The sequence below is a fragment of the Micromonospora sp. NPDC049275 genome (assembly GCF_043197115.1).
Taxonomy (GTDB): Bacteria; Actinomycetota; Actinomycetes; order Mycobacteriales; family Micromonosporaceae; genus Micromonospora.
Genome location: NZ_JBICSN010000018.1, coordinates 71675 through 97570, shown reverse-complemented (window position 1 = coordinate 97570; position 25896 = coordinate 71675). Strand labels below are relative to the sequence as shown.

Here is a 25896-nt window from a genome sequence, read left to right as displayed (position 1 = left end):
GGCCGCATTGAAGCCTCCGAAGGTGACGAGGTGCTACTGGGACTAATCATCAATCGCGCCATATCATGTCGCCGACCTTGTCGCCGGCAACCTCTCCGAGAAACCCGAAGACGGGCATACACGCGGGTGCGGCAGGGCCGCACAGTGAGCCCAGGCCGACTCCCAAAAGAGTTCCGACGAATTCCACAGACTTTTTGAAGCCGAATTTCTGCAGTGCCTTTCCCGCCGGCATGCCACCCTCGATGTCGCTCGCGACGCCGAGCACATCCGATGCCGGTCCCAGCAGGTCGCCGCCGTGTCGTACCAGCGGATTGTCCCCGTACGCGGCAAGGAATCCGCGACTGCCCTGGCCGCTTTTGAGAGCCGTCTTGGCCGGCTCGCGCACGCTGGGATTTCCGCTACGGGCCTGCTTTTTCAATTCTTTCTTGGATGGTCCCTTGCTATCGGCCGCGGCCCCGAAACCGCCCTCGGCCTTATCCGCCCGGGACACCGCATCGTTGATGGCGCCGATTGGCTTGCTCTTCGATGTCGCCCGCTTGTCGCGGGCGTCCAGTTGGGCGTCCTTGGCCAACAGGCGGTCGCGGGCGGACTTCGGTGCCTTCGCCTTCTTCGGCTTGACCTTGCCGCGCTTGTCGCGATTGTCGAGTTGCTTGTCTTTGGCCAGCAGGCGGTCCCGCGCCGACTTCGGTCCGGCCGCCGGACGACGCACGGCCTTGGCCTTGGGCTTCGGCTTGGGCTTCTTGACGTACTTCTTGCCGTTGTAGCGGTGCGTCTTGTTGAACTGGGTGCAGCCCTTTCCGGTGCCGCAGTCGGGCCGCAGCCCGTCCGGGTCGGAGTAGGTGACCGGACTGTTGTTCGCGTACGCGTAGCCGTGCATCTGCTGCGGGTCGGACTCGTCGATGACCGGGTCGACGGACAGGAACCGGCCGGTCTCCGGGTCGTACTCGCGGGCGCCGACCCGCACCAGGCCGATCCCGGTGTCCAGGGTGCCGCCGACGAAGCCCCGTTGACCGGGCCAGGTGCTCGCCGTGGGGCCGCGGCTTCCGCCGTACGGCAGGCTGTAGCGACGGGTCGCGGTCAGGGTGGCCGCGTCCACCGCCACCCCGGCGGTGCCGTTGTGGTCGTCCACCAACCAGCTGAGCCGGTTGTCCGCGGCCCGTACGGCGACCACGTCGCCGTCCTGGCCGTAGTAGCGGGTGCCGAGGGCGCCGCCCCCGCCCGCCGGGCGGAACAACTCCGCGTCGCCGAGGAAGTACGTGGTGCCGGTGGCGTCGCGACGCAGCACCCGGTTGCCGTCGGCGTCGTACCCGAAGGAGGTGGTCCGGCCGCCCTCGGTGACTGCCGTCAGATTGCCCTCGGTGTCCCAGGTCAGGGTCTGGTCCTTGCCGGCCACCGCGCGGGTGGTGGTGTTGCCGTCCGAGTCGTAGCCGAAGGTGTCGGTCCGGTTGCCGGCCGGGCCGGTGGTGGTCACCGAGCGCAGCGTGTGCGGCTGGGCGGTGCCGGCATCGGGATAGCCGTAGGTGCGGCGGGTGTCGCCGCCGGCGGCGTGCCGCACCTCCTCGGTGCGGTTGCCGACCTTGTCGAACCGGTACGACTGCCAGTAGGCGGCCGGTCCGCCGAGAACGGACAGGCTGGGTTCGCCGGCGCAGTCGTCGGTGGCGGTCCAGGCCTCGGTGAGCCGGCGCAGGTGGTCGGTTCGGAAGCACTGGGTGTCATCGACCGCGGCGTCGGCGATGGAGGTGATGTTGCCGGCGTCGTCGTAGCGGTAGTTGACGTCGCTCACCATTGTGACGTCCTCGGTGCTCACGCCGACGGCCTGGGCGGTGCTGAGCCGGCGGCTTCCGGTCTCGTAGCCGAAGGCCCGCAGCAGCACCGCGTCCGGGCCGCCGAGCTGGTACGACTCGACGTCACCCAGCGGGTCGTACGCGGTGTCGTTGACGTAGGTGACGCTGCCGCCGGAGCCGGTCCGGGAGGTCATCGTGGCCGGCAGGCCGAGCGAGTTGTAGGTGTAGGTGACCGTCTCCGCGCCGAGGCTGCCGACGGCCGGCAGGCTGGCGGAGGTCACCGCCCCGGCCGCGTTGTAGCCGAACGCGCTGGCGTACCGCTCGGTCTGCCCGGCCGTGGCGGCCGGGACCGTCACGGCGGTGCCGGTCGGCCGGCCCGCCGGGTCGTAGCCCAGGGTCTCCGTCCGGTACGTGTCGCCGCCCGCGTACCGGGTGGCGGCGGTGGGCAGCCCCGTGCCGCCGGGAAGCGTGTCGTAGGTCCAGTCGGCCAGCTTCGTGCCGTCCGGGGAACCGTCGTACCGACCGGTGGGGCGGCCGAGCGGGTCGTAGGTGTTGGCGACGGTGTGCCCGCGCGCGTCGGTGACGCTGATCAGCTGGTCCTCGTCGTCGTAGCGGGAGGTCGAGGTGCCGCTGTCCGGGTCCTCGGTGTGGATCCGGCGACCGCGCAGGTCGTAGGAGTAGCGCCAGACGTTGCCGGCCGGGTCGGTGACGGTGGCCAGCTCACCACCCTTGGTGTACGTGTACCGGGTCTCGTCGTAGGCACCGGTGGGTGACCCGCCGGTGTACTGCCGCAGCGCGGTGACCCGGTCGTCGGCGTCGACGACAGTCGTCGTGGCGGTGCCGCCGTCGGGCGGGTCCACCGATGTCCAGTCGCCGCCGTACGCGGTGCCGGTACGCCACTGCTCGACGCCGTGGGACAGGAAGATCTCCACCGTCTCCCGGTCCGCTCCGTCGTAGCCGTACCGGGTCTCACCGGGCACGCTGCCGGTCGGCCGGAACAGCTCCGGGACCGGGTCGCGGCTGGCCTCCCAGTAGTCGTCGTAGGTGCGCTCGACGCGGCCGTGGCCGTCGTGGAACGTGTCGGTGATGATCCGGCCGCCGGCCGGGGAGGCCGTCTGGGTCTGCCGGGGACGCAGGAACCCGTCGTAGAGGGTGTACGCGGACCGGTAACCACCGCCGGCGTCCCCGGTCAGGGTCTCGGCGCGGGTGGCGCTGGTCCCGTCGGCGCGAACCAGGTACTCGAAGCGGGTGTTGGGGCTCTGGGTGCCCTTGGCCCGGCCGGGCAGCCACACCTGGCGCAACCGGCCCAGCGCGTCGTACGTCAGGTCGGTCCGTCGCCCGTTGGCATCCACGGCGCTGACCGGGCTGCCCAGCAGCGGGTCCAGGGTGCTGGTGGTGGTGTGGCCGAGGGCGTTGGTGGTGCTGACCTGGGTGGTCGGTCCGCCCAGCGCCGGGGTGTACGCGATGGTGCTGCGGCTGCCCAACGCGTCGACCTCGGCGGTGGGCCGGCCGTGCCTGTCGACCTCGGTCGAGCCGGCGGTGACGTAGACCGGACCGCCGGACCAGGAGCCGGCCTGCTCGCTGCGGGTCTCGTCGCCGGCAATCGGCGGCGCACCCCAGGCCAACTGGCCGTCGTAGTAGCCGCGTTCGTCGGAGATGAGGTCGTCGGGGTACGCGGGGGTGGCGGCGCAACCCACGGCAACCGTCTCGGTCCGGGACACCGTGTCCGTGATCCACCTGTCGAGGTTGCGGGTGTACCAGGTGCGGGTGCAGGTGTCATCGTCCGGATCGGCCAGGTCACCCCTGTCCTCGACCCGGGTCATCCCGGCGTAGTCCGGGTCGTAGCCGTAGTTGGTCTCGGTGGTACGGGTCGAGCCGTCGCTGAGCGCGGTGAGGATCCGTTCGGTGGTGCCGGTCACCAGGTACGCGGTGAGCGGTTGCAAACCCGCGCGCTGCCGGGCGGCCGTGGCCCGTACGCCGGTCAGCGCGGAGACCCTACGCTGCAGCCACGGACCACCGTCACCGTCGTACGTGGTGACCACCCGGTTCAGGCCGCTCCACTGCGGATCGTCGGACACACCGTCCACCCGGACGTCCCGGTCCGGCGGGCCGGACTTGTTGACGTCGCCGTTCATGCCGCGCATGAAGACGTACTCGGTCAGGGAACGTTGGCCACCGGCGGCCCCGGTCCGCACCCGTACGGTGCGGTAGCCGTGCCACTGGCCCCAGGTCTTGTGGTCGGTCGGGACCAGTTCGGCGTCGTCATGGTGCCAGGCGTGCCCGCCGATGTCGTACTCGTAAGAGGTGATCTCGGGCGGGTTGCCGCCCACCAGGTCCTCCTCGGTCACCTGGCTGACGGCGTACTTGTGGAACCACTCCAGCCGGGAGGTGGACCCGATGCCCCAGTACACCGGGAAACAGCGCCGGTCGTTGTCGTCCTCGGCCGGCAGGCCCCCGGGCCGGCACTGCACCGGCGCGTACGCCACCGCGATCCGGCCGCCGGTCTCAGTGTGTACGGCGCTGATCCGGCGTTTGTACAGCGCCTGCACGGTGTCGGTGGTGTCGACCCGGTTCGGCCAGGTCTGCCCGTCGAAGGTGACCGCCGGCAGCGTGGTGGTGCCGCCGACGTGACCGGACTGCCGGATCGCGTCCAGCCACAGCGGCGGGCTGGTCTGGTCCTCCGGCCGGGGGTAGGACTGGGTGAGCTGCCAGGAGTTGATGTCGCGGTAGGCCCCGGCGGTGTACACCTGCGTGGTGACCCGGTCGAGGCGTTTGGTCGACCAGAACGTGGGGGCGAAGACCTGGCACGTCCCGCTCGACGTGCAGGTCTGGTCGAGCGGAGTGTCCGGCCAGTTCTGCGGCTGGGAGGTGACGCAGCTGCTCCCCGAGATGCACCGGTCGGCCGCGGCGAACGTGACGCGGGCAGCGGCCGGCACGGTGAACAGGGTGTCCGCGCGCTGGCCGTACTCGATGCGGTCGAGTTGGCCGCCCCGGACGTAGGGGGTCGGCGCGGTGGCAGTGGCGTTGCGGCCGTAGTGGTTGGTCTCGGGGCGGTAGTAGTAGGACATGGCGTCGCCGTGCGGGTCGACGACGTAGTCGAGGTTCCAGCGGTACGCCTGTTGGCACCAGGCGTCAGCGGGGGTGCCGCGGTAGCACCGGGCCCCGGGTTCCTTGCCGAAGACCGGCACCGTCCAGGTCGAGTTCGTCTCGGCCCGGCCGGTTGCCCAGCCCGGTAGCCGGTTGAGGCCGAAGTGGTACTGGGTGCCGTCGGGTGCGGTGAGTCGCCAGTGTTCACCCTTGTCGCCGTCGTCACCGTCGTCGCCGTTCGCGGCGCCGGTGAACCGCTCCACCCGCCAGCCGTCGTCGTCGGCCATCCGCCAGGTGTGGCTGGTGTCGTCGAGGACCAGTTCGCCGGCCACGCCGGGCAGCGACACGATCGCGTTGTCAGTGCCCCAGCACAGGTCCCCTAGGCGAGAGGCGGGTTCGGTCGAGCAGGGCTTGTAGGAGCGTTCGATGAAGCCGGACTGGAGTTCGAAACCCTCGCCCACCCAGGACGGCTGGTTGTTGTTGGCGGCCACCCGCCCGTCGATCGACCCGGACGAGTAGGTCAGCGCCAGGTCGGGCTCGACGCCGGGAACCTCCGGCGTGTCGATCGGGTACGACCACGTGAAGTCGCCGGACTGGAGCCCCACCTGCCAGGTGGCCGTCGGCGACAGCGAGGTGGCCTGGTAGCTGCCGGCGCCCCCGGACGGGCCCGCGGTGAGCGCGTACAGGCCGTCGGGCACCCGGGCCTCGACCCGGGCGGTGGCCGACCGATTGCGGCTGGGCACCGGCGTGCCGGCACGGCAACCGGGAGCGGCCGGCGTGGTGGCCGCGCAGTCGGGCATCCGGACCAACTGCAGCCGGGAGCCGTAGTCGCCGCCGTAGGCGGTACGGAAGCCGGAGTAGTCGATGCTCACCTGCGTCCGGGCCGCGTCGTCCCGGCGGGAGAGCCGGACGAGCAGGCCGGTCAGCCCGGCCGCTCGTACGGCGTCCTGGCCGAGGAGCTCGACGCGCACCGTGCCGGCCCCGGTGGGCGAGCCGACCCACAGAGGTAGGGCACCGGCCCGGGCGAGGGAGATCTCCGGCTCGCTCGACGTCGGCCGGACGGCGGCAGCGACGGGCACGTCCACCGCGGCGGCGGACGGCCACTCGGGACGGGCCGCGGCCCGCAGCGCGGCTGGCCCCTCCAGGTCGACGGCGCGGGGGCGGGCCGGCGCCGACGTGCCCTTGACCGGCACGACCGGGTTCTTCGGGGCGGGCGGCCGAGGGCTGCCGGCGGGCCCGGCCTGTGCGGGGGCCGCCCCCACCAGGCTGAGAACCAGCGCCAGGACGAGAGCGCCGGCCAGTGAACCACGGCCGACGCGTATCCGGCCGATCCGATGGGTACCTGGTAAAGGCATCCTGTTCTCCCCGGGTGCTGTGGTGGCGACGTGGACGAGGACCGACCAACCAACCGGCGACCCTGCCGCGCCGGGCCGCCCGTCCGACTAGGACACTGGGTGTACGCGGCCACCGTGGGCAATGGCTCCAGCGCGTTCGGGACAGTCCCGAACAGGCCTGCGTGGTTGGGCCCGCCCATTGGCTGGGATCGATAATCTCCATCGAGATCAATCGACTCATGGGGAAGCCGCATGTCCGAAGCCGAAACCGGGCCGCATGTTGCAGAAGCGGTGATGATCTGCTCCGCACCGCTGTGTTAGCCTCGGTGCGCGCCCCAGATGGGCCTACCCCCCGGAGGTTCTGGCTACTTCAGCCACCACGCCGAGATCGATGCGATATACGCGTCGCTCGTGCGGGATCCGGGGCGTCGGCGCCCTCGGGGCTTTGTCATCTGCGTGGCTGGGTGAACGCTGTGGGCCTCCGGTCGGGTCTTCGGATCGACCGGGAAGAAGACGGTACGAATGACGGTCACGTTCAACCACACCATCATCGCCAGCAAGGACAAGAGCGCCTCGGCCGCGTTCTACCGGGAGCTGTTCGAGCTGCCGGAGGCGCCGTCGTGGGGGCCGTTCGCCAACGTGCAGTTGGACGAGGGGCAGCTGCTCCAGTTCGCCGAGCCGCCGGTGGACATCCAGATGCAGCACTACGCGTTCCTCGTCGACGACGAGTTGTTCGTGCGCTGCCTGGCGTTCGTCGAGGGGCGTGGCATCACGTACTGGGCCGACCCGCAGCTGAAGCGGGAGGGGGAGACCAACACCGAGCACGGTGGGCGCGGTTTCTACTTCTTCGACCCGGCGGGACACGCCATCGAGATCATCACCCGCCCGTACCTGTAGCAGGCGCGGCGGCCGGTCGGGCGCGGTTGCCCCACCGGCCGTCAGCGTCGCTGCTGAGCCTCGCGGGTCGTGGGGTCCGCGCTCTCGCCCGGGCCTACGGGATTGGTCAGCTGGAACCCCGGCGCCGCGAGGTTGGCCCCGTGCTCGCGATCGGACAGCACGAACGTTCCGCCCCGCTGCTCTGGCTGCCAACCGCTCTTCAGGCCGCAGATGATGACCGCCCGCACGTCTGCGGGTGTGGGGTAGCCGTTGTCGACAACGTACGGCCCGGGAGCCGACAGCAGATCCGCTTCGAGTTTCTGGCTGTTCTTACCGCCGGGACCCCAGGCGCGAACGTAGACGGCCCGGTGGGAGAAACCGTTGACCTGGACGCGGTGCAGCGCAGCGCGCCACGTGTAAGTGTGCCCGTCGATGTGTATCTGCCGTAGCCGAGCCCGCATCTGCACCGCCTCCGTGGCCGGACCTCCTGAACCACAGATTGTTCCTTCCTCTGGCACGCTCGCGGAGCACTGGTGCGGCACTTCGACTGAAACGCAGCTAGAGCGGCTACTAGTGGTGCTACTTCGGTGCGCGCAGCGCTTGCCAGAGCGTGCGGTAGAAGTCGGGGTAGGTCCGCTCGACGTGTGTGGCGAACCGCCTCGTTTCCTCGTGCCGGGCGGGGAGCTGGTTGATGGGTACGCTCATTGCGGCGTGGTGCTCGATGTGCAGGTTGTTGCCGTTGGTGTACCAGGTGCTCAACCAGCTGCCACGGATCGACCGGGTGTTGTGGAGCACGTCAGTGGTCTCGGTGTCGCAGAGAATGTGCTCGGGCAGTTCAACGAAGAAGTGCATCGGCACGGCGGCGACGACCGGCAGCACCCAGAGCAGCAACACGTACTCACCGAGACCGGCGAGAGCCAGACCGATGGCGGTGAGAACCGCAACCCCCTGGACCAGGTGCTCCTGCACGACATGACGCCGCATCTTCGGGCTGATGTCACCGAACTCGTAGTTCCACCGGCCGGCCGCGCTGCGGACGACGTCCCGCAGCACGACCAGGATGCGGTGGTAGTCGAGCGAACCGCGCAGCAGCGTGGCGAGCGTCAGCGGTTGGCGCGTGTCGAACCCGAAGAACTCGGTGTCGTGTGGGGTGCCCAGGAAGCGGTGGTGCTGCAGGTGCCGTACCCGGTAGTGGCTGTAGACGACGAACAGGGGCAGGCCGAGTGGCACCCCGACCACGCGGTGAGGCCAGGCCCTGCGGAACGCGGAGTGGTGCAGTGCCTGGTGTTGAAGCTCGACCGCGTGGGTGTACATGGCAGCCAGCAGCAGCACGCCCGCGACGACCGCGACCGGCTCCGGGCGCAGGGCCAGGGTGGCCCCGGCCGCCGTGATCAGGGCCAGGACGCCGAGCTTGCCGAGGAAGACGCGCTCGTCGCCGCCTGTGGTGCGGGCGCGGGCGAACAGCAGGGTGGGCGCGGGGGCAGGGGTGGACGCGGGTACGGCGGTGAGCGTCATGGTTCTTCCTCGGGGGCGGGTGTGGGTCGGCTCAGCGGCCGCTGAGCAGGACGACGTGGGTTCCGGTCAACGCGGTGCTGCGGGCGTGCGCGAGCAGCCCGGCCAGGGCGACCGAGCCGGCGGCGGTGGGCTGGGCTCCGTACTCGGCGAGCAGGTGCCGAGCGGTGAGCAGTTCGTCGTCGGTGGCCGCGTGCACGGCCCCGCCGCTGGCCCTGATCGCGTCGAGTGCCTCGGGGCCCTGTAGTGCGTGCCAGTTGACGAGCGGCTGGTTGTGGTCGGTCGTGGTGACGCCGTCCGGGTCGAGCATTCGGTACGGACCCGGCCAGCTCGTGACCAGCGGGTTGTTGCCGGCCGAGCCGACTCCGTGCAGCGGCACGTCCCACCCCAGCCGGCCCAGAGCCTTGTGTAGGGCGATGACTGTGGTGCCGTTGCCGACCGGGATCCACAGCGCCGCAGGCGGTTCGGCCAGCTCGGCGTGCAGGGCGTGGGCGACGGTGCCGTGGCCGGTGAACACCGCCTCGACGTAGGGGCCGTCGACGTTGCCGTCGATCGCGCCGTCGAGGGCGGCCAGTCGCCGAGACTCGTCGACCGCGTCCTCGTAGCTGCCGTCGATCAGGTGCACGTCCGCGCCGACCGAACGCATGAAGGCGCCGCCGTCGCTCCAGCCGGTGGGCAGCACGACGGTGCAGGGCATGCCGATGGCGCCGCAGGCCATCGCCATCGCGCGTCCGTAGTTGCCGCAGGTGGCGATGACGATGCGCCGTCGACCTTCAGCGATCGCCCGGGCGACGACCTGGCGTGCGGCCGGTTCCTTGTGGCTTCCGGACGCGTACCGGGTCTCGTCCTTGACGAGGATCCGGGCGCCGGGCACGAGGTCGTGCGCGTCGATCAGGGGGGTTCCGTACGCGTCGATGGGGTGCTCGACGTAGGTGTCGACGGACATGTGTTGGCCTTTCGCGAGGGTGGATGTCAGCGGCGGGTGGACAGGGCGGAGTCGGCCGCGCGCTGCAGGTCGTCGCGGGAGCCGATCTCGGCCGGTGGGAGGGCGTCGGGAAGGTCGTCCTCGAGCAGGCGCAGCCGGCGGTCGAGCCAGCCCCGAACGGCCCACGCGAGTTGCAGCAGGCCGCTGACGGTCACCAGCAGGGCGAGCCCGCGGCCGGGTCCGGTGCCGAGCACCTCACCGACGCTGCCGGCGAGGGCGCCGCCGGGCTCAAGCAGCGGCTGGACGTACCGTTCGGCGAGAGGGCCGACCACCAGGTACCCGACCGGCATCGTGAGCATCATCAGCGAGATGAAGATCGACAGGACGCGGCCCTGCAACTCGAAACCGACCTTCGTCTGCACCACGGCGATCCAGTGCCCCTCGGCGAGCGACTCGCCGAAGGTCAGCAGGAACATGCCCACGATCACCCACACCGGGCCGGTGCCGAGCCCGACGACTGTCATCGCGATGCTCGCCAGGCCCATGAAGAGGATGAGGCCGTGGGCGCGGCGGACGGTCCCGCCCCAGACGCCCATGACGACACTGCCGGCGAGCCCTCCGACGCCCCCGGCGCCCAGGGCCAGACCGAGCACCGCCGGGCTCTGCTCGATGAGCAGCATCGGGGTGATGACGGCGAAGCCGAGCGTGTAGAAGGCATGGTCGACGATGAAGAACCGCAACGCGGCCCGCAGGCCGGGGCGGCGGATGATGTAGCGCCAGCCGTTGGCGATCTCGGTGCGGAACGTCTCCTCCCGCCGGTGGAACATCAGGTTCGGGAACCGCACGAGCAGGAGGGACAGCACCCCGGCAACGAAGGTGGCGGTGTCGATGAGCAGCACGCCGGAAACGCCGATTGAGGCGATCAGGCCGGCGCCGAGCAGCGGGGCGAACACGGTGCCTACCGAGACGCCGAGCTGGCTGATGCCGTTGGCGTGTCCGAGGAACCGCTTGGGCACCAGTTGGGCGACGGCCGCGAGGTAGGCGGGCCGCTGGAACGCGCCAGCCATCGAGGTGACCGACACCGCCAGGTAGATCTGCCAGAGCTGCAGGCCGCCACCGGCGAACACCGCCACCGCAAGCGCCACCATGGACAGGCCCGCGACGGTGTCGCTGGCCAGCATCACCCGTCGCCGGTCCCAGCGGTCGGCGACGGCGCCGGCGATCGGCCCGACGAAGATGCCGGGCAGTAGGCCGATCGCGTTGACGACGGCGAAGTCGGTGAGGGATCCGGTGCGTTGGAAGACCCAGATGCTGAGTACGAGAGCACTGAGCCCACTGCCGATCATCGAGAGGAACTGGCCGGCTGCGACCGTCGCGAAGCGCGCGAGGCTTGGCGCCGGCCCCGCCTGGTGGTTCTGGTGCACCGGTTCGGTCGTCGCGCCGCCCGCGAACGCCACGAGCTCGGCGGCCAGCGGCTGCGCGTGCGACTTGACGAAGAAGTGCCCGGCCTTGGGCAGGACCGCGAGGTGCACACCCCCCTCGCCGAAGTGCTCCCACTCGTGGAAGCGCTCCTGGTAGTGCTCGGTCACCCGGTCGCGGGAGCCCACGACGGCCAGCACGGGAGCCTTCAGTCTGGTGGTCTGCCCCCCGTAGGCGGTGGTGAAGAACTCCTCGGCGTCGCGGGCGTCATGCCGGACGTTGCGCAGCACGAACGCCTGCTGCTGCGGGTCGTCCACGTCGGTGAAGCCGCCGCGGCCCCGCAGGTAGGCCAGGTACTCGCGGTCCGAGGTGAGCGCGTCGGTCGGGACGAACCGGTAGAACCAGTCGAAGATCCGTCCCGGCAGCCGGGCCGTCGGGAAGCCGGCGCCGAGCGCCACACCCGCGAGTTCGACGCCCGCCTCCTCGGCGCGCTGTGCGATCTGCATGGTGACGGCGACGCCGAGGCAGTGGCCGTACAGCAGCACCGGTCCGCTGACCTCCTGCAGCTCGGCGAGCACCCGCTCGGCCACCTCGGCCGAGGGCAGCAGCGGCTCGTCGGGGCGGGCGTAGTCGTGCCCGGGCAGCTCCACGGCCAGCAGCGCCCAGGTGGATGGCAGAGCGTCGGCAAGCGGCTGGTAGGCGACAGCGCTGCCACCCGAGTACGGGACGCCGACGACTGTCATGCCACCGGCGGCGAGGTCCGCGTCGCGCGTGGTGAGCCGATGCAGCATCCGCCGCTCGGCGGGCGGGTTCTCCACACGGCTGTCCAGCAGTGCCGCGAGTCGCCGTACGGTCGGTTGCTGGTAGAGGTCGAGCAGCGTGGGCGCCGGCGTGATCTGCCGGACCACCCTCAGCGCCGCGAACGAGTCCCCGCCGAGGGCGAAGAAGCTGTCGTCCAGACCGATGTCGGCGACACCGAGCACGGCGGACCACGCCTCGGCGATCGCCTTCTCCCGTGGTGTCTCCGGCGCGGGGCCGGCCACTGTGGCACCGGTCTGCGGCGGCGCGGGCAGACGGCGCCTGTCGAGTTTGCCGTTGGGTGTCAGCGGCAGCGCGCTGAGGCTCAGCACGCGGGCGGGGACCATGTGCACGGGCAGGGCGCGGCCCAGGGCGTCGCGGAGCGCGGCCTCGTCGGCCTCCGCACCGGTCGCCGTGACCACGTACCCGATCAGCCGGGCGATACCTGAGGTCGGGGTGTGCACGGCGACAGCGCACGACGCGACGCCCGGCAGGGCGCCCAGCGCGGCCTCCACCTCACCCAGCTCGATCCGGTAACCGTTGACCTTGACCTGGTCGTCGAGGCGGCCGAGGAAGTCGACTGTGCCGTCGGCGTGGAAGCGGGCGGCGTCGCCGGTGCGGTACATACGCGCCCCGGGTTCGGGGGCGTACGGGTCGTCGACGAAACGTTCGGCGGTCAGCTCGGGCCGCCTGTGGTATCCGGGGGCGACACCGGCGCCGCCCAGATACAGCTCGCCGACGACACCTGCGGGTACCGGCTCGCCGTGGGCGTCCAGCACGTACACGCGGTTGCGGGGAAACGGACGCCCGATCGGCAGCGGCGCCTCGGCGGGCAGGTGCGCCGCGGAGGCGTCGAACCAGACGTTGTCGACTGTCACCTCGGTCACGCCGTACGCGTTGACCACCCGGCCGTGCGGCCCGACCAGGCGGCGGGCCAGCTCGTACTCGTGCACGTGCCACTTCTCGCCGCCGCCGATGAGCATCCGCAGCCAGGAAAGGCCAGCGCCGGTGCTCTCGGCGTGTGCGAGCAGCCCGCGCAGCACGGCCGGGACCAGTTCGGTGCACTCGACCCGTTCGGCGCGCATCAGCTCGTACAGGTCGGCCGGGTCGAGCAGCGTCTCGCGGGGCACGACGACCAGCCGTCCGCCGGTGGTGTGGGCCCGCAGCGTCTCCCCGACGAACATGTCGAAGGAGAAGCTCGCCGCCTGCTGGTACGTCCATTCCGGGCGCAGGTCGTAGGCGCGTTGCCACATGTCGGCGGCGTGCACCAGGTTGCGGTGTGTCACGACGACGCCCTTGGCCTTGCCGGTGGAGCCGGAGGTGTAGATGACGTACGCCGGGTCGTCCGCCGCGGCGGCCGGCGGCAGGTCGCTGCCGTCCTCCGGTAGCGGGTCCCGCAGGTACGCGGCGTCGACGAGCACGGCGGCGCCGCTGTCGGCGAGCATGTAGTCGAGGCGTTCGCGCGGGTAGGCGGGGTCGAGCGGCACGTAGGCCGCTCCCGCCTTGAGTACGCCCCACATCGCGACGAACAGGTCGAGGCCCCGGTCCAGACAGATCGCCACCCGGTCGCCGGGTTGGACACCAGCGGCCCGCAACCGCCGGGCGACGCGGTTGGCCCGCACGTTCACGTCGCCGTAGCTCATCGTGTCGCCCCGGAACGTCAGCGCCGGCGCGTCGGGTGTGGCTGCGGCGTGCCGCTCGAACAGCTCGTGGACCGTCGTCGCGTCCGGAACGGGCGCCGTGACGTCGTTCCAGTCGTGCAGGATCCGGTGCCGCTCCTCGGCGGTCAGCAGCGGCAGCCGTAGGACCTCGGTGCCCGGGTCGCTCGCGGCGGCGGCCAGCAGGGTGAGCAGATGGTCGGCCAGCGCCGCCACCCGTGGCTCGTCGAACAGTTCGGTGGCGTAGTCGATGGTCAGCAGCGGTCCGTCGGCCGGGAAGTCCAGGCCGACGGCGAGGTCCACCATGGTGGCGGCGGGCGCGACTTCTCCGGCGTACCGGAGAGCCGTGTCGCGCGGCGCCGGGGTGTTGTGCACGGTGAGCATCACCGGGCTGACCCGGTTCCGGTTGCCGCTGCCCGGCCGCGCCAACGCGTCGACCAGGTCGGGCAGCGCGAGCGTCTGGTGGTCGAGGTCGGCCAGGACAGCGTCGCGGACCCGCGCGACCAGCTGGGCGAACGTCGGCGCACCGGCCACGTCGCCGCGCATGGGCAGGATGTTGAGCAGCGGCCCGACCAGGGTGGCCTCCCCCGCTCCGGTGCGCCCGGCGACCGGAGTCAGCACTGTCACGTCGGTTCGGCCGGTGTAGCGGGCGAGGACCGTCTGCAGCCCGGCGAGCACCACCATGAACAGGCTCGCGCGCTCGCCTCGGCCGTACGCGCGCAGCCGCTCCAGCAGCGCGGGGTCGACGTGACGGGTCAGCCGCGCGGCAGCGAAGGACCGGGCCACCGGGCGCGGCCGGTCGGCGGGCAGTTCCAGGTCGAGGTCCGCGTCGACGAACCGCTGCCGCCAGTATTCCCGCAACCGCTCGTCGGAGCGGGCGGCCGTGTTCCGCGCCGCCAGATCGGGCAGCGCGACGGCAGGGGCCAGGTCGGGCTCCGCACCGGTACGGGCGGCGCGGTACAGCGCGGCCAACTCCTCCCCGACGACAGTGGCGGACCACCCGTCGAACACCAGATGGTGCACGACCAGAACCAGCTGCGTGCCGTCGGCGCTCAGGTACGCCCGCGCGAGTGGCCCGGCGGCGAGGTCGAACTTCGCCGTGACCGGCTCCCCCCGCACCAGCTCGAGCCTGGCGTCGGAGCCGATCACCATCCGCGGCTCCGCGCCGTCGTCGGGAAACCGGGCGCGCAGCAGTGGGTGTCGACGAGCAAGCGCAGTGAGGGCTCGAGCCAGCGCGGCGGGCTCGACCGGCTCGGCGAAGCGGTAGCGGATGCCCAGCGTGTGCGCGGGCAGGTCGGCGCAGACCTGCTCGGCGACCCAGAAGTCCCGCTGCAGTGAGCTCAGCGTCACCGGAACGCCCTCGGCCACGGCGGCCGTCTCGGCCATTCCGCCGGCGTCGGCGCTCGTGAGGAGGCTCGCCACCTCCGCCAGCGTGGGCGCCGCGTACAGCCGGCTCAGCGTCAGCTCCACGCCGTGCTCGTGCCGCAGGGCAGTGATCATCCGTACGGCGTCGAGTGAGTCGCCGCCGAGCGCGAGAAAGTCGTCGTCCAGGCGTACCTGCGCGATACCGAGCACCGCCGCCCAGATCCGGGCCACCGCGCGCTGCGCCGGGGTGAGACCGGTGTCCACGACCGGGCCGTCCGGGACGACCGCGGCCAAGGCCCGCCGATCGACCTTGCCCTGCACGGTCAGCGGCAGGCGGTCGTGGCGCACCAGAGCTGCCGGGACAAGGTACGCGGGAAGCTCCTCGGCCAGGGCGGCGCGAACCGCGGTCAGGTCGATCCCGGTGCCGGCCACCACGTGCCCGGTCAGCCGCGCCTGGTCGCCCCGCTCACCGAGCACCACCACGGCGTCCTCGATGCCCGGCGCGGCCCGCAGCGCCGCCTCGACCTCCCCCGGCTCCACCCGGAAACCACGGATCTTCATCTGCTCGTCGAGGCGCCCCAGGAACTCCAGCGACCCGTCCGCGGCACGGCGCACCCGGTCCCCGGTGCGGTACTCGCGGCCGGTGGGCCCCGGCCGGAACCGCTCGGTGGTCAACTCCGGCCGGCGCAGGTACCCGGTGGCGACCTGAACTCCGCCGATCGTCAGCTCGCCGGCTTCACCGTCGGGGGCCTCGGCGCCGTCCGCGCCCAGTACGCGACAGGTGACCCCGGGCAGTGGGTGCCCGATCGGCACGGCGTCGCCGGCCCATCCGGTCAGGTCGGCGACGGTGGCGACGACAGTGGTCTCGGTCGGCCCGTAGGTGTTGAGCAGCCGTACCCCGGGACTGGCGGCGCGCTGCCACCGGCGCACCGCGTCGGGCCGCGCGGCCTCGCCCCCGATGATCGCCAGCCGGACCGTGGCGGGCACTGTCGCCTCGGCACGGTCCAGGGCGGCGACCAGCTCGTGCCAGTACGCGGTCGGCAGGTCCAGCACTGTGACGCCCAGCCCCGCGCAGCCGTCCAGGAACAGGTCGGGGCGACTGATCATGTCATCGTCGCGCAGCACCACGGCCGCCCCGCAGGTCAGTGCCGGGAAGATCTCCTCGACGCTGGCGTCGAAGCTCAGCGACGCGAACTGCAGGACGCGGTCGGCGGCGGTGAGCTCGTAGCGCTGCCGGGCGGCGGCGCAGAACGCGGCGAGCGCGGACATCGGCACGACCACGCCCTTGGGCCGCCCGGTCGACCCGGACGTGTACACGACGTACGCCACGCCGGCCACTCCGCGCGCCTCCGTGCCGACCGGGGTGTCCGTCGCGGCGACGCCGTCCGGGGTGATGATCGCGCGGGGCCTCGCGTCGGCGAGGATGAGCTCCTGACGGGCCGCCGGATAGGCCGGGTCGATGGGCACATAGCCCGCGCCCACCCGCAGGACCGCAAGCATCGCCACGACAGCGTCCCGGCTCCGCGGCATACGCAGCGCCACCAGGTCGCCGCCGGACACCCCGGCGACCGTCAACTCCGCCGCCCGCTCCTCGACGCGGGCAACCAGCTCCGCGTAGGTCAGGTCACCCGCGCCGTCGACCACCGCCGCAGCCGCGGGCCGGCGCCGGGCCTGCGCGACGACCTGCTGCCACAGTGGACCCTCCCCCACGGGCGGTGTGCGGATGTCGATGGCCTGACTCATGAAGGGCTCCCGGGTGTCGCAGACAGCGAAAGGCGTGCCGGCGCAAGACCCTAGGGACCGACTGAGGTTCGCGGATGAACGCCGGCCGGCGCTCGGAAGGACCTTGATCACTGGAGCGTTCACCTGGTGAACGCCACGGCCCACCGGCCAACGATGCCGCCGCCTGCCCGAACACCGTTGGTGCACAACGTTTGCGATGAACTGCCAGTGAACTCGACGCCGCAGGGGTGGGTCGTGGTCGCGCACTGGAGGAGGAGTCGCGGCCGACCGACTTGAGCGCGGCATGGCCTGCTTCCGAAGGTGAACTCTGGGCAAACGAATGAATGGTGAATGGATGTCCGGGGCACCACCTGTGCAGACACTCAAGACGACGTGCGAGGTGTGTGATGACCGAACCCGCAGCCAGTGGCGGTATCGTTGACCCGGAGGTCGCCTTGCAACGCCAGGTCGAGACGCTGAAACAACGATTCCCCGACGCTGACGAAAGCGAGATCTCCGCTCTCGTGCAGGAAACGCACAAGCGCCTCAAGGACGGGGCGAGCATCGACTCGCACCTGGTCGCCCTCACCGAGAAGCAGGTGACGGAGGAACTGCGCGGCGGCGGTGGAACCGTTCACATCCGTAGCGACGGCACGGCCTGACCGTTGTCGCAACGGGTCCCTGTGGTGGTGGACACGAAGCCGCCGCCCGCAGCCGGGTGCGACGTAGCGTTGAGGGCTGCCCAGGGCCGGTCCGCATACGGCATGCCTGGTCGACGCCGATCCGCGAGACGAAAATGGTGAACGCCGGGTGCCCGTGACGAGTGAATCCCAGGTGGCCGCGCTACCGCCGGCTGCCGCACCGACGATCCCGGCGGTCTTCCGATCCGCCTCGGCCCCGGCCCGCCGCACGCTTGTCGACATTCTCGACGACTCCGTGCGCACGCACGCCGACGCAGACGCGCTCGACAGCGGTGCCGCCACGCTGACCTACCGAGACCTGGCCGACGAGGTCGAGGCCGTCCGGAGGTCGCTGGCCGGGCACGGCATCGGTGTCGGCGACCGTGTGGGCATCCGCATCTCATCCGGTACGGCCGAGCTGTACCTGGCGATCCTCGGCGTTCTCGCGGCGGGCGCCGCCTACGTGCCGGTCGACGCGGACGATCCCGAGGAACGCGCCGACCTCGTCTTCGCCGAGGCGGGAGTCACGGCGGTGCTCGGGGACGGGTTGGCGGTTTCGGTGCGTCGTACCCCAGTGGGTCGGGTCGGTCGGCCCGGCCCGGACGACGACGCCTGGATCATCTTCACCTCCGGCTCGACGGGCACCCCGAAGGGGGTGGCGGTCAGCCACGGCGCGGCGGCGGCTTTCGTCGACGCCGAGGCGCGGTTGTTCCTCGTCGACGAGGCGAGCGAGGCGATCGGCCCGCAGGATCGGGTACTGGCCGGGTTGTCGGTGGCGTTCGACGCGTCCTGCGAGGAGATGTGGTTGGCGTGGCGGCACGGCGCGTGTCTGGTGCCGGCCGCGCGGTCGCTGGTCCGCAGTGGCGTCGACCTCGGTCCGTGGTTGGCCGAGCAGCGCATCTCGGTGGTGTCGACGGTCCCGACGCTCGCCGCGCTGTGGCCGGTCGAGGCGTTGGAGGAGGTCCGGCTGCTGATCTTCGGTGGGGAGGCCTGCCCACCGGAACTGGCGCAGCGCCTGGCCGTCGAGGGTCGCGAGGTCTGGAACACGTACGGACCGACCGAGGCGACAGTGGTGGCCTGCGCCGCGCGGATGACCGGTGAGGGACCGGTCCGCATCGGGTTGCCGCTGGCCGGCTGGGAACTCGCCGTGGTCGACGGGTCCGGCGTGCCGGTGGCGATGGGTGAGACCGGCGAGCTGGTCATCGGCGGGGTGGGGCTCGCCCGGTACCTGGATCCGGGCAAGGACGCCGAGAAGTTCGCGGCGCTGCCCGCGCTCGGCTGGCAGCGGGCGTACCGCAGCGGTGACATCGTCCGGGCGGAGCCCGAAGGGCTCCTGTTCGTCGGTCGCGGTGACGAACAGGTGAAGCTCGGCGGACGCCGAATCGAGCTGGGTGAGATCGACGCCGCGCTGCAGGCGCTGCCCGACGTCGCCGGCGCCGCCGCGGCGGTGCAACGCACCGCGGCGGGCAACCAACTGCTGGTGGGGTACGTGGTCCCGCACGAAGGCGTCACATTCGATGCCGCGGCGGCGGCGCTGCGGATCCGTGAGCAGTTGCCGGCAGCGCTCGTGCCGCTGCTGGCCGTGGTGGATGCGCTGCCGACCCGGACATCCGGCAAGGTGGATCGGGCCGCGCTGCCGTGGCCGCTGGCCACCGGGCAGGACACCGCGGGCGAGCTGACCGCGACGGAGGAATGGCTCGCCGGTGGTTGGGCGGAGATCCTTGGCGTACGTCCCACCGAGGCCGACGCGGACTTCTTCAGTCACGGCGGCGGGAGCCTGAACGCGGCGCAACTGGTGGCGTGGATCCGGCGCCGGCACCCGCGGGTGTCGGTGGCCGACATCTACCTGCACCCGAAACTGTCGCGGCTCGCGGCCGTGCTCGACGCGCTCGACACCACGGCGGCGACGCGCCGGGAGGTCCGGCCGACGCCGGGGCTCGCCGGGCTGATCCAGGCGGCGATGATGGTGCCGATGCTGGCGCTTGTCGGACTGCGCTGGCTGACCGTCCTGGCCGTCCTCGGCAACGTCTTCGCCCTGCTCGCGCCGGCACCCTGGGCGCCTGTCGTGTCGTGGTGGTGGGTGGCACTGGGCTGGCTCCTGATGTTCAGCCCGCCCGGCCGGATCGCGGTGGCCGCCGCGGGAGCGCGACTGCTGCTGCGCGGGGTACGCCCCGGCAGCTACCCACGCGGTGGCGGCGTGCACCTGCGGCTGTGGGCCGCCGAACGCCTCGCCGAGCTGACCGGCGCCACCGGCGTCGCCGGAGCATCCTGGATGATCACCTACGCCCGACTTCTCGGCGCACAGATCGGGGCCGACGTCGATCTGCACTCCGCGCCGCCGGTGACCGGCCTGCTGAAGCTCGGGCGCGGCGCGGCGATCGAGCCGGAGGTCGATCTGTCCGGCCACTGGGTCGACGGCGATGTCGTCCGCATCGGCAGGGTCCGCGTCGGTGCCGACGCCCGGGTCGGGTCCCGCAGCACCCTGATGCCCGGCGCTCGGATCGGCAAGGGCGCGCGCGTCGCCGCTGGCTCGACGGTGGCCGGCGCCGTACCGGCCAACCAATACTGGGCTGGCTCACCGGCCGCAGCCGCAGTTGCCAAGGATTCCGACGGGTGGCCCGGGCAGCGTCCCCCTCGATCGCGGACGGGTGCGCGCCTCTGGCCGCTCGCGTACGCGCTGACCTCCCAACTACTGGGACTGGTTCCGGTCGTAGCCGCCCTGCCGGCGCTCGCCCTGCTCGGCTGGACGCTCGCCATCCGACCAATGGTCGGCGCTGTGCTGGCCGCCGTCGCGGTGGCGACCGTCGCCTATGTCGTGGGCTACGCGCTGCTGGTGCTCGGGGCCGTCCGGGCGCTCAGCATCGGCCTGCACGCCGGGTACCACCCGGTGCAGGGGCGGGTGGCGTGGCAGGTGTGGACGACCGAGCGGCTGATGGGGATGGCGCGGGTGGGGCTGTTCCCGCTCTACGCCAGCCTCTTCACGCCCGTGTGGTTGCGGCTGCTGGGCGCCAAGGTGGGGCGCGGGGTGGAGGCTTCCACAGTGCTCGCGGTGCCGGCGATGACCACGGTCGCCGACGGGGCCTTCCTGGCCGACGACACCATGGTCGCGACCTACGAGCTGAGCCACGGGTGGCTGCGCGTCGCTCCGGCCCGCATCGGTAAGCAGGCGTTCCTCGGCAACTCAGGAATGGCGGCGCCCGGACGTTCGGTGCCGAAGCGGGGCCTGGTCGGGGTGTTGTCGTCGGCGCCGTTCAAGGCGAAGAAGGGCACGTCCTGGCTCGGTGCGCCGCCGATGCCGCTGCGCCGGACCGTGGAGGCGGCCGACACCAGCCGCACCTTCGACCCGCCTCTGCGGCTGAAGCTGGCCCGGGCGGCGATCGAGCTGTGCCGGATCGTTCCGGTGATGTGCGCCGGTGCCCTGGCGATCGGCGTCCTGGCCGTACTCGCGCTCGTGTGGCGGACCGGCGGGTGGTGGGCGGCCGCGCTTACCGCCGGGCCGGTGCTGCTCGGCGCGGCGATCATCGCCGCCGCCATCGCGACGGCCGCGAAGTGGCTGCTGGTCGGCCGCTTCCGGGTCACCGAGCGCGCGTTGTGGACCTCCTTCGTGTGGCGCAACGAGCTCGCGGACACGTTCGTCGAGGTTCTCGCCGCGCCGTGGCTGGTTCGTTTCGGGACCGGCACGCCACTGCTGACGGCGTGGCTGCGCACGCTCGGCGCGAAGATCGGTCGGGGCGTCTGGCTGGAGACCTACTGGCTGCCCGAGTACGACCTGGTGCGCCTCGGCGACGGCGCGACGGTGAACCGCGGTTGTGTGGTGCAGACCCACCTGTTCCATGATCGTGTGATGAGCATGGACGAGGTGACACTGGGCGCGGGGGCCACCCTGGGCCCGCACGGCATCGTTCTGCCGGGCGCGAGTATCGGCGCGCGGACCACCGTTGGGCCCGGTTCGCTGGTGACCCGCGGCGACGCCGTGCCCTGCGACAGCCGGTGGTGGGGTAACCCGATCACCACCTGGCCCGCGCCGGCTTCGCGGCCGGCATGAATCCGAAGGCGTCGACATCGCGCGGTGCCACACCCGGCGCTGATCGCTCCGGCGACTCGTACCTGCCCGAGCACGGCAACGGCGGCTACCGGGTGCGGCACTACGACCTCGACCTCGACTACCGGGTCGTGACGAACCGTCTCGGCGGCCGGGCGGACATCACCGCGGTGGCCGTCCAGTCGTTGTCCCGGTTCACTCTCGATCTCGGTCGGCTCCGCGTTCAGGACGTCCGCGTGGACGGGCGCCCGGCGAAGTACCTGCACCGGCCGAACAAGCTGCAGATCAAGCCCGAGCGGCCAATCGACGCCGGGGACACCTTCCGGGTGGAGATCCGGTACGCGGGAAAGCCGGTGCCCATCTCCGGCCGGTGGGGCGAGCTCGGGTGGGAGGAGCTCACCGACGGAGTGCTCGTGGCCAGCCAGCCCAACGGGTCACCGTCGTGGTTCCCGTGCGACGACCAGCCCGGCGCCAAGGCCACCTTCCGGGTGGCGGTCACGGCCCCCTCCCCGTACACCGTGCTGGTGACCGGTGATCCGGTGCTCCAGCGGCGGGGTGCGGGCGGCACGACCTGGGTGTACGAACGGCGCGAACCCACCTCGCCGTACCTGATGAGCGTCCAGATCGGACGCTACGACCTGGTCGACCTGGCTGTCGGTGACGTGGTGCAGCGCGCGGCGGTCCCGCCCGCGCTGCGCCGCAACGCCGCTCACGACTTCGGCCGGCATGGTCAGATCATGTCGGCGTTGCAGCGGCTCTTCGGGCCGTACCCGTTCCGGGAGTACGTCGTCGTGGTCGCCGACGACGACCTCGACGATCCGGTCGAAGCGCAGGGCATGGCCGTCTTCGGGCGGAACCACGTCGACGGGCGGCGCACGCACGAGCGGCTGATCGTGCACGAGCTGGCCCACCAGTGGTTCGGCAACAGCCTCACGGTGGCCGACTGGCGCCACATCTGGCTCAACGAGGGCTTCGCCACGTACGCCGAGTGGTTGTGGTCCGGCGTCTGCGGCGACCTGCCGACGGACGCCCTGGCCGCGCGGTGGTACGCGTGGGTCGCGGCTCGCCCGCGCGACGTCGTCGTCGCGGATCCCGGTGTCGACCGGATGTTCGACCCGCTCGTCTACAAGCGGGGCGCGCTCGCGGTGCACGCCCTGCGCAAGAGGGTCGGCGACGAGTCGTTCTTCGCGCTGCTGCGAGCCTGGGTCGCCGAGCACCCCCACGCGACGGTGACGACCGAGCAGTTCCGGCTGCACGCCCAGCGCTTCGCCCGCGAGCCGCTGGACGACCTGTTCGGTGCCTGGCTCGACAGCCCGACGCTGCCCCCGCTACCTCGTTGAGCACAGGACGGGACGTGACGGGAGGACCGAATGCCGGTCCCGGAAGACCGACGCAGCCGTCTGCGGCTGGCCGGCAGTGCCGGGACCGGCACCTCGAAGGTCAGGGCCGGAGCCACCAGGGGCTGGTGTAGGCCACGGCGAAGTCGTTACACGGGTGACCGGCCGGGCCGGGGGTGCCGTTGGGCAGGGACGGGTCGGAGATCCGGAGCACCACCCAGTCACCGTCGGCGACGTCGAGCGGCACGGTGAAGTCGGTGACCTGACCGTTGACGGTGTCGATGACGTCGACGACTGTCGGCGCCGAGGTGCCCGGGCGGAGGACCTGGATCCGCAGGGGCTTGCCGTCCCAGGCCGAGCCGCGGTCCAGGTCCAGCAGGAACCGGACGTCGCCGGAGGTCACGTTCAGCACCCCACCCATGCGTACGCCATCGGCGGTGGCGTCGACCCGCAGCCCCGAGACGCGTGTGGCGAAGGAACGGCGGGCGGCCATCGCCTCGAACACCGCGGCGCGGGTGTTCTCGGCGACCCACAGACCGCTGCGTCCCTTTCCCTCGTGGAAGCCCCAGGTGGTGCCGTGCTCGTCGGTGACGCCGGTCAGCGCCGGCCGCCAACCGGCGTTCAGGCAGGCCACCAGCGGTGACGTCACACCGGACGACCAGCCCTCGAAGAGGAAGTCGTCGGTCCGGTTGAACATCTCCAGCCCCACGAGCTGGTCGCGGGCGGCAGCGTTGAAGGAGAAGTTGTTGAACCGGCCCGCCTCCCGACCGGGGTGATTGAAGCTCGCCAGGCCGCCGGGCCGACCGGTGAGCCAGTTGTACAGGCTGCCGGGGCTGCCGGCCCGCAACAGGTCGGCGAAGTCGGACGTGTTCCAGACGTTTATGTGCCCCTGCAACGGGTGCGACCACTCGAACCCGCGGATCGCGGTGAACTGACCCGGGTCGTTGGCCGCGTTGGCCAGGTCACCGGTGGTCCGCCACTCCGACGAGCTGAGCCCGTCGATCGCGAAGAGCGTCGCGTGATCGGTGAGCGCGGCGACGTCCAGACCGGCCTCACGCATCGAGGCGAACGCGGCCTCGGCGCTGCCGTCACCGTCCGACATGACCGTGTGGTTGTGCATGTCCGCATGGACCAACGTCGTGCCCTGGGTGATCCGTGATGACCGGCCGGCGCCGACCGTCGCGGTCGGGGCGCCGGCCATCGTCGTATTGGCCGCCCGGGCCGCGCTTGGCAGCGCGGCCAGCATCAGCGTCCCGCCGGCACCGGCCAGAAGCGCCCGTCGGCCGAAGCCTGCGGGGACCTCAACCTGGCCGTACGGCAGGCCGTCGTCGGATCCATGGCCGTGATGGCAGTGGTGCGGGTGATGTCCAGTCATAGCCATATCCATGTTGGTGGATCTGGCCGAGACGTCACACCGAGTCGTCGGTCAGGCGAACAGTGCAGTACGCCTCGTCCCGCATCGGCCGGTCATGCGCATGGCCCGACGACGGGAGCGTTCACTCACCATCGCGCGGTGCCGGCGCGATCAGCCGCAACGGCGCGACATCGGCGAGTGGTTCAGCGTCGGGGCTGGGCACGGTGCGGGGCAGCAGCGCGGCCAGACCGGCGCGTGTGGCCAGCACGATCAGCCGGTCGGTGCGGACCAGTGCCCGACGTTCCGGCAACGACCAGATGGTCTGTCCCGTTCGACCGGTCCGCACCGCGATCACCAACGCTGCGCCCGGCTGGTTGACGTCGTGGCAGTACCGTCCCTCGAGTTCGGACCCGGCGCCGACGGGCAACTCAGCCACCAGCAGTACCCGGCGGCCGACCGAGATGGTGTCGATGACCTGCTGGCCCATCATGGCGGCTGCGAACGCGGGCGCTGCCAAGGATGAGACGCTACGTGACTCGTCAATTCTCAGGATGCGCTGTGTGCGCTGCGCGAAGCCGTCGTCGAACAGCCGTAACACCACCCGCAACGGGGGCCTGGTTGCTGCCGACCGTGCTCGGTCCGCCTCATGCGAGGAGCGCCCGGACAGGGCGGTCTCCAGGTTTGTGACATCGTCGTCGGTCAACACCGCGAGCGCTCGGCAGGTGTGTACGGACGCGGCGCGCAGTGTCTCGGGGCGGGTCGCGTCGCCGACGATCACCGGCAGACCCAGCTCACGGGCGACACCGATGCCTCGGGCCGACTCCGTGCGGTCGACGGCGACCACGGAGATGCCGACGGAGTGCAGTTCTTCCAGGACCCTGGTGCCGATGTTGCCGAGTCCCACCAGTACGACGTGGTTGTCGATCGGCTCGATCATGCCGCCGGCGGCGACCGTCAGCCGGGCGCGCACCAGTGAGTCCACCACCAGAGCCGTGACGGTGGGAAGTAGCGCCACCCCGGTGGTCACCAGTACCAGCGCGGTCACCTTCTCGCTGAGCGGTGCGGCGGGGTCGACCTCGGCGGCTCCCATCGCCGTCAGCAGCGTCAGGTAGGCGGCCTCGGCGAGGTTCACGCCGCGGATGTACGCCAGCAGGACGCTTGCCGCGGCGAGTATCGCGGCCGTGCCGACCAACGCCAGTCGCAGATTGCGGCTGAACACCAAGCCGAGGGCCCGAAGCAGGCGCGGTCTTCGACGCGGCGGGTCCATTCGAGGCCGCCCGTATGCGCGGACAAGTACCAGGTCTGCCGAATCCTGGTCCGCTGGAAGGACGACCGGCTCCGAGCCGGTCGTGTCGGCCAGGCCGCAAACCACGTCCGCCCTGGCCGGGTCGACGGCGCTGCGCATCGCGGTCCGCAGAAGCTCACCGTCGGGCAGCCGCAGGTACGTCGGCGTGGCGTCCCCGAGCGTGGCGGCAACGAACGCCGGTGCGGCAATCTCGGATCCGGAGAGTACGGCGCAGTCCCCGAGCATCGTGGCCACGCCCTCGCCGAGCACCGGGTTGAACAGTCTGACCACGAGCCGAACGTCGGGAGCCAGTTCCCTGGTGATCATGGCGGCGTCCACGTTGGTCACGTCGTCGACACCGACGAAGGCCACGGCCGCTGCCTCCCGGACCCCAGCCTGATCGAGCACTTCCCCGGTCAGGCGACGGGCTCGGATGATCTCCGGCTGTCCCTCCGCCACGCCGGAGTCCGGAGCGAGGTCGACGAAGTCGGGTATGTCGTGGTCACTCGACGACGGTAGGATCACGGTGACCGCGACACCGTAGCGGTCTGCCAGTTCAGTGACCAGACGGCGAGCGACCGCACCATCCCCACAGACGACAAACCGCTGTCGTGCCGGCTCTCGGGCGGAGCTCCGTCTAGTGTCTCCGGACACAGTCGCATGGTAATCGACGTGGCGCAGGGTGGCGTCGACACATCCGCCGGCAGACCGCACCGAG

The 25896-nt window shown here is 71.5% G+C and carries 11 protein-coding genes; 4 read left to right on the top strand and 7 right to left on the bottom strand.

The window, feature by feature from the left end:
- Nucleotides 1-49 precede the first annotated feature (49 nt).
- Nucleotides 50-6226: an RHS repeat-associated core domain-containing protein gene (locus ACGFIE_RS31115; protein ID WP_393301431.1), complete on the bottom strand. Its 6177-nt coding sequence runs from the start codon at nucleotides 6224-6226 to the stop codon at nucleotides 50-52.
- Between the two features lie 501 nt (nucleotides 6227-6727).
- On the opposite strand from ACGFIE_RS31115, the gene ACGFIE_RS31110 reads away from it, so the two are divergent.
- Nucleotides 6728-7102, top strand: a complete 375-nt coding sequence (locus ACGFIE_RS31110; protein ID WP_393301428.1) for a VOC family protein — start codon at nucleotides 6728-6730, stop codon at nucleotides 7100-7102.
- Nucleotides 7103-7143: 41 nt separating this feature from the next.
- Here ACGFIE_RS31110 and ACGFIE_RS31105 read toward each other — a convergent pair whose 3' ends face one another.
- From ACGFIE_RS31105 to ACGFIE_RS31090, 4 genes are all read right to left on the bottom strand, one after another.
- Nucleotides 7144-7542 (bottom strand): integrase, encoded by a 399-nt coding sequence (locus tag ACGFIE_RS31105; protein ID WP_393301425.1) that lies wholly within the window; start codon nucleotides 7540-7542, stop codon nucleotides 7144-7146.
- Between the two features lie 118 nt (nucleotides 7543-7660).
- Nucleotides 7661-8596 (bottom strand): fatty acid desaturase family protein, encoded by a 936-nt coding sequence (locus ACGFIE_RS31100; protein ID WP_393301423.1) that lies wholly within the window; start codon nucleotides 8594-8596, stop codon nucleotides 7661-7663.
- 31 nt (nucleotides 8597-8627) lie between these two features.
- Nucleotides 8628-9539, bottom strand: coding sequence for a pyridoxal-phosphate dependent enzyme (locus ACGFIE_RS31095; RefSeq protein ID WP_393301420.1), 912 nt, complete (start codon nucleotides 9537-9539; stop codon nucleotides 8628-8630).
- A 26-nt stretch (nucleotides 9540-9565) separates the two neighbouring features.
- A complete protein-coding gene (locus ACGFIE_RS31090; protein WP_393301417.1) occupies nucleotides 9566-16501 on the bottom strand; it encodes an amino acid adenylation domain-containing protein in 6936 nt (2311 codons plus the stop codon).
- Between the two features lie 386 nt (nucleotides 16502-16887).
- On the opposite strand from ACGFIE_RS31090, the gene ACGFIE_RS31085 reads away from it, so the two are divergent.
- From ACGFIE_RS31085 to ACGFIE_RS31075, 3 genes are all read left to right on the top strand, one after another.
- Complete coding sequence (locus ACGFIE_RS31085) at nucleotides 16888-17142, top strand: three-helix bundle dimerization domain-containing protein (RefSeq protein WP_393301414.1); 255 nt, start codon at nucleotides 16888-16890, stop codon at nucleotides 17140-17142.
- 148 nt (nucleotides 17143-17290) lie between these two features.
- Nucleotides 17291-21205, top strand: coding sequence for a Pls/PosA family non-ribosomal peptide synthetase (locus ACGFIE_RS31080; protein ID WP_393301411.1), 3915 nt, complete (start codon nucleotides 17291-17293; stop codon nucleotides 21203-21205).
- Nucleotides 21202-22542, top strand: a complete 1341-nt coding sequence (locus ACGFIE_RS31075; protein ID WP_393301408.1) for a M1 family metallopeptidase — start codon at nucleotides 21202-21204, stop codon at nucleotides 22540-22542. Before ACGFIE_RS31080 ends, ACGFIE_RS31075 begins: the two co-directional genes overlap by 4 nt.
- A gap of 100 nt (nucleotides 22543-22642) precedes the next feature.
- Here the strand turns inward: ACGFIE_RS31075 and ACGFIE_RS31070 are convergent, their stop codons facing one another.
- Both ACGFIE_RS31070 and ACGFIE_RS31065 read right to left on the bottom strand, forming a co-directional pair.
- Complete coding sequence (locus tag ACGFIE_RS31070; protein WP_393301405.1) at nucleotides 22643-23914, bottom strand: CehA/McbA family metallohydrolase; 1272 nt, start codon at nucleotides 23912-23914, stop codon at nucleotides 22643-22645.
- Nucleotides 23915-24035: 121 nt separating this feature from the next.
- On the bottom strand, nucleotides 24036-25892 hold the full coding sequence (locus tag ACGFIE_RS31065; protein WP_393301402.1) for an NAD-binding protein: 1857 nt from the start codon (nucleotides 25890-25892) through the stop codon (nucleotides 24036-24038).
- Between the last annotated feature and the right edge of the window lie 4 nt (nucleotides 25893-25896).

Bases quoted from the DNA above. Each gene is read 5' to 3' on its own strand.
- ACGFIE_RS31070 (WP_393301405.1), bottom strand. From the start codon at position 23,914: ATGACTGGACATCACCCGCACCACTGCCATCACGGCCATGGATCCGAC.
- ACGFIE_RS31085 (WP_393301414.1), top strand. From the start codon at position 16,888: ATGACCGAACCCGCAGCCAGTGGCGGTATCGTTGACCCGGAGGTCGCC.
- ACGFIE_RS31110 (WP_393301428.1), top strand. From the start codon at position 6,728: ATGACGGTCACGTTCAACCACACCATCATCGCCAGCAAGGACAAGAGC.
- ACGFIE_RS31100 (WP_393301423.1), bottom strand. From the start codon at position 8,596: ATGACGCTCACCGCCGTACCCGCGTCCACCCCTGCCCCCGCGCCCACC.
- ACGFIE_RS31115 (WP_393301431.1), bottom strand. From the start codon at position 6,226: ATGCCTTTACCAGGTACCCATCGGATCGGCCGGATACGCGTCGGCCGT.
- ACGFIE_RS31090 (WP_393301417.1), bottom strand. From the start codon at position 16,501: ATGAGTCAGGCCATCGACATCCGCACACCGCCCGTGGGGGAGGGTCCA.
- ACGFIE_RS31095 (WP_393301420.1), bottom strand. From the start codon at position 9,539: ATGTCCGTCGACACCTACGTCGAGCACCCCATCGACGCGTACGGAACC.
- ACGFIE_RS31105 (WP_393301425.1), bottom strand. From the start codon at position 7,542: ATGCGGGCTCGGCTACGGCAGATACACATCGACGGGCACACTTACACG.
- ACGFIE_RS31075 (WP_393301408.1), top strand. From the start codon at position 21,202: ATGAATCCGAAGGCGTCGACATCGCGCGGTGCCACACCCGGCGCTGAT.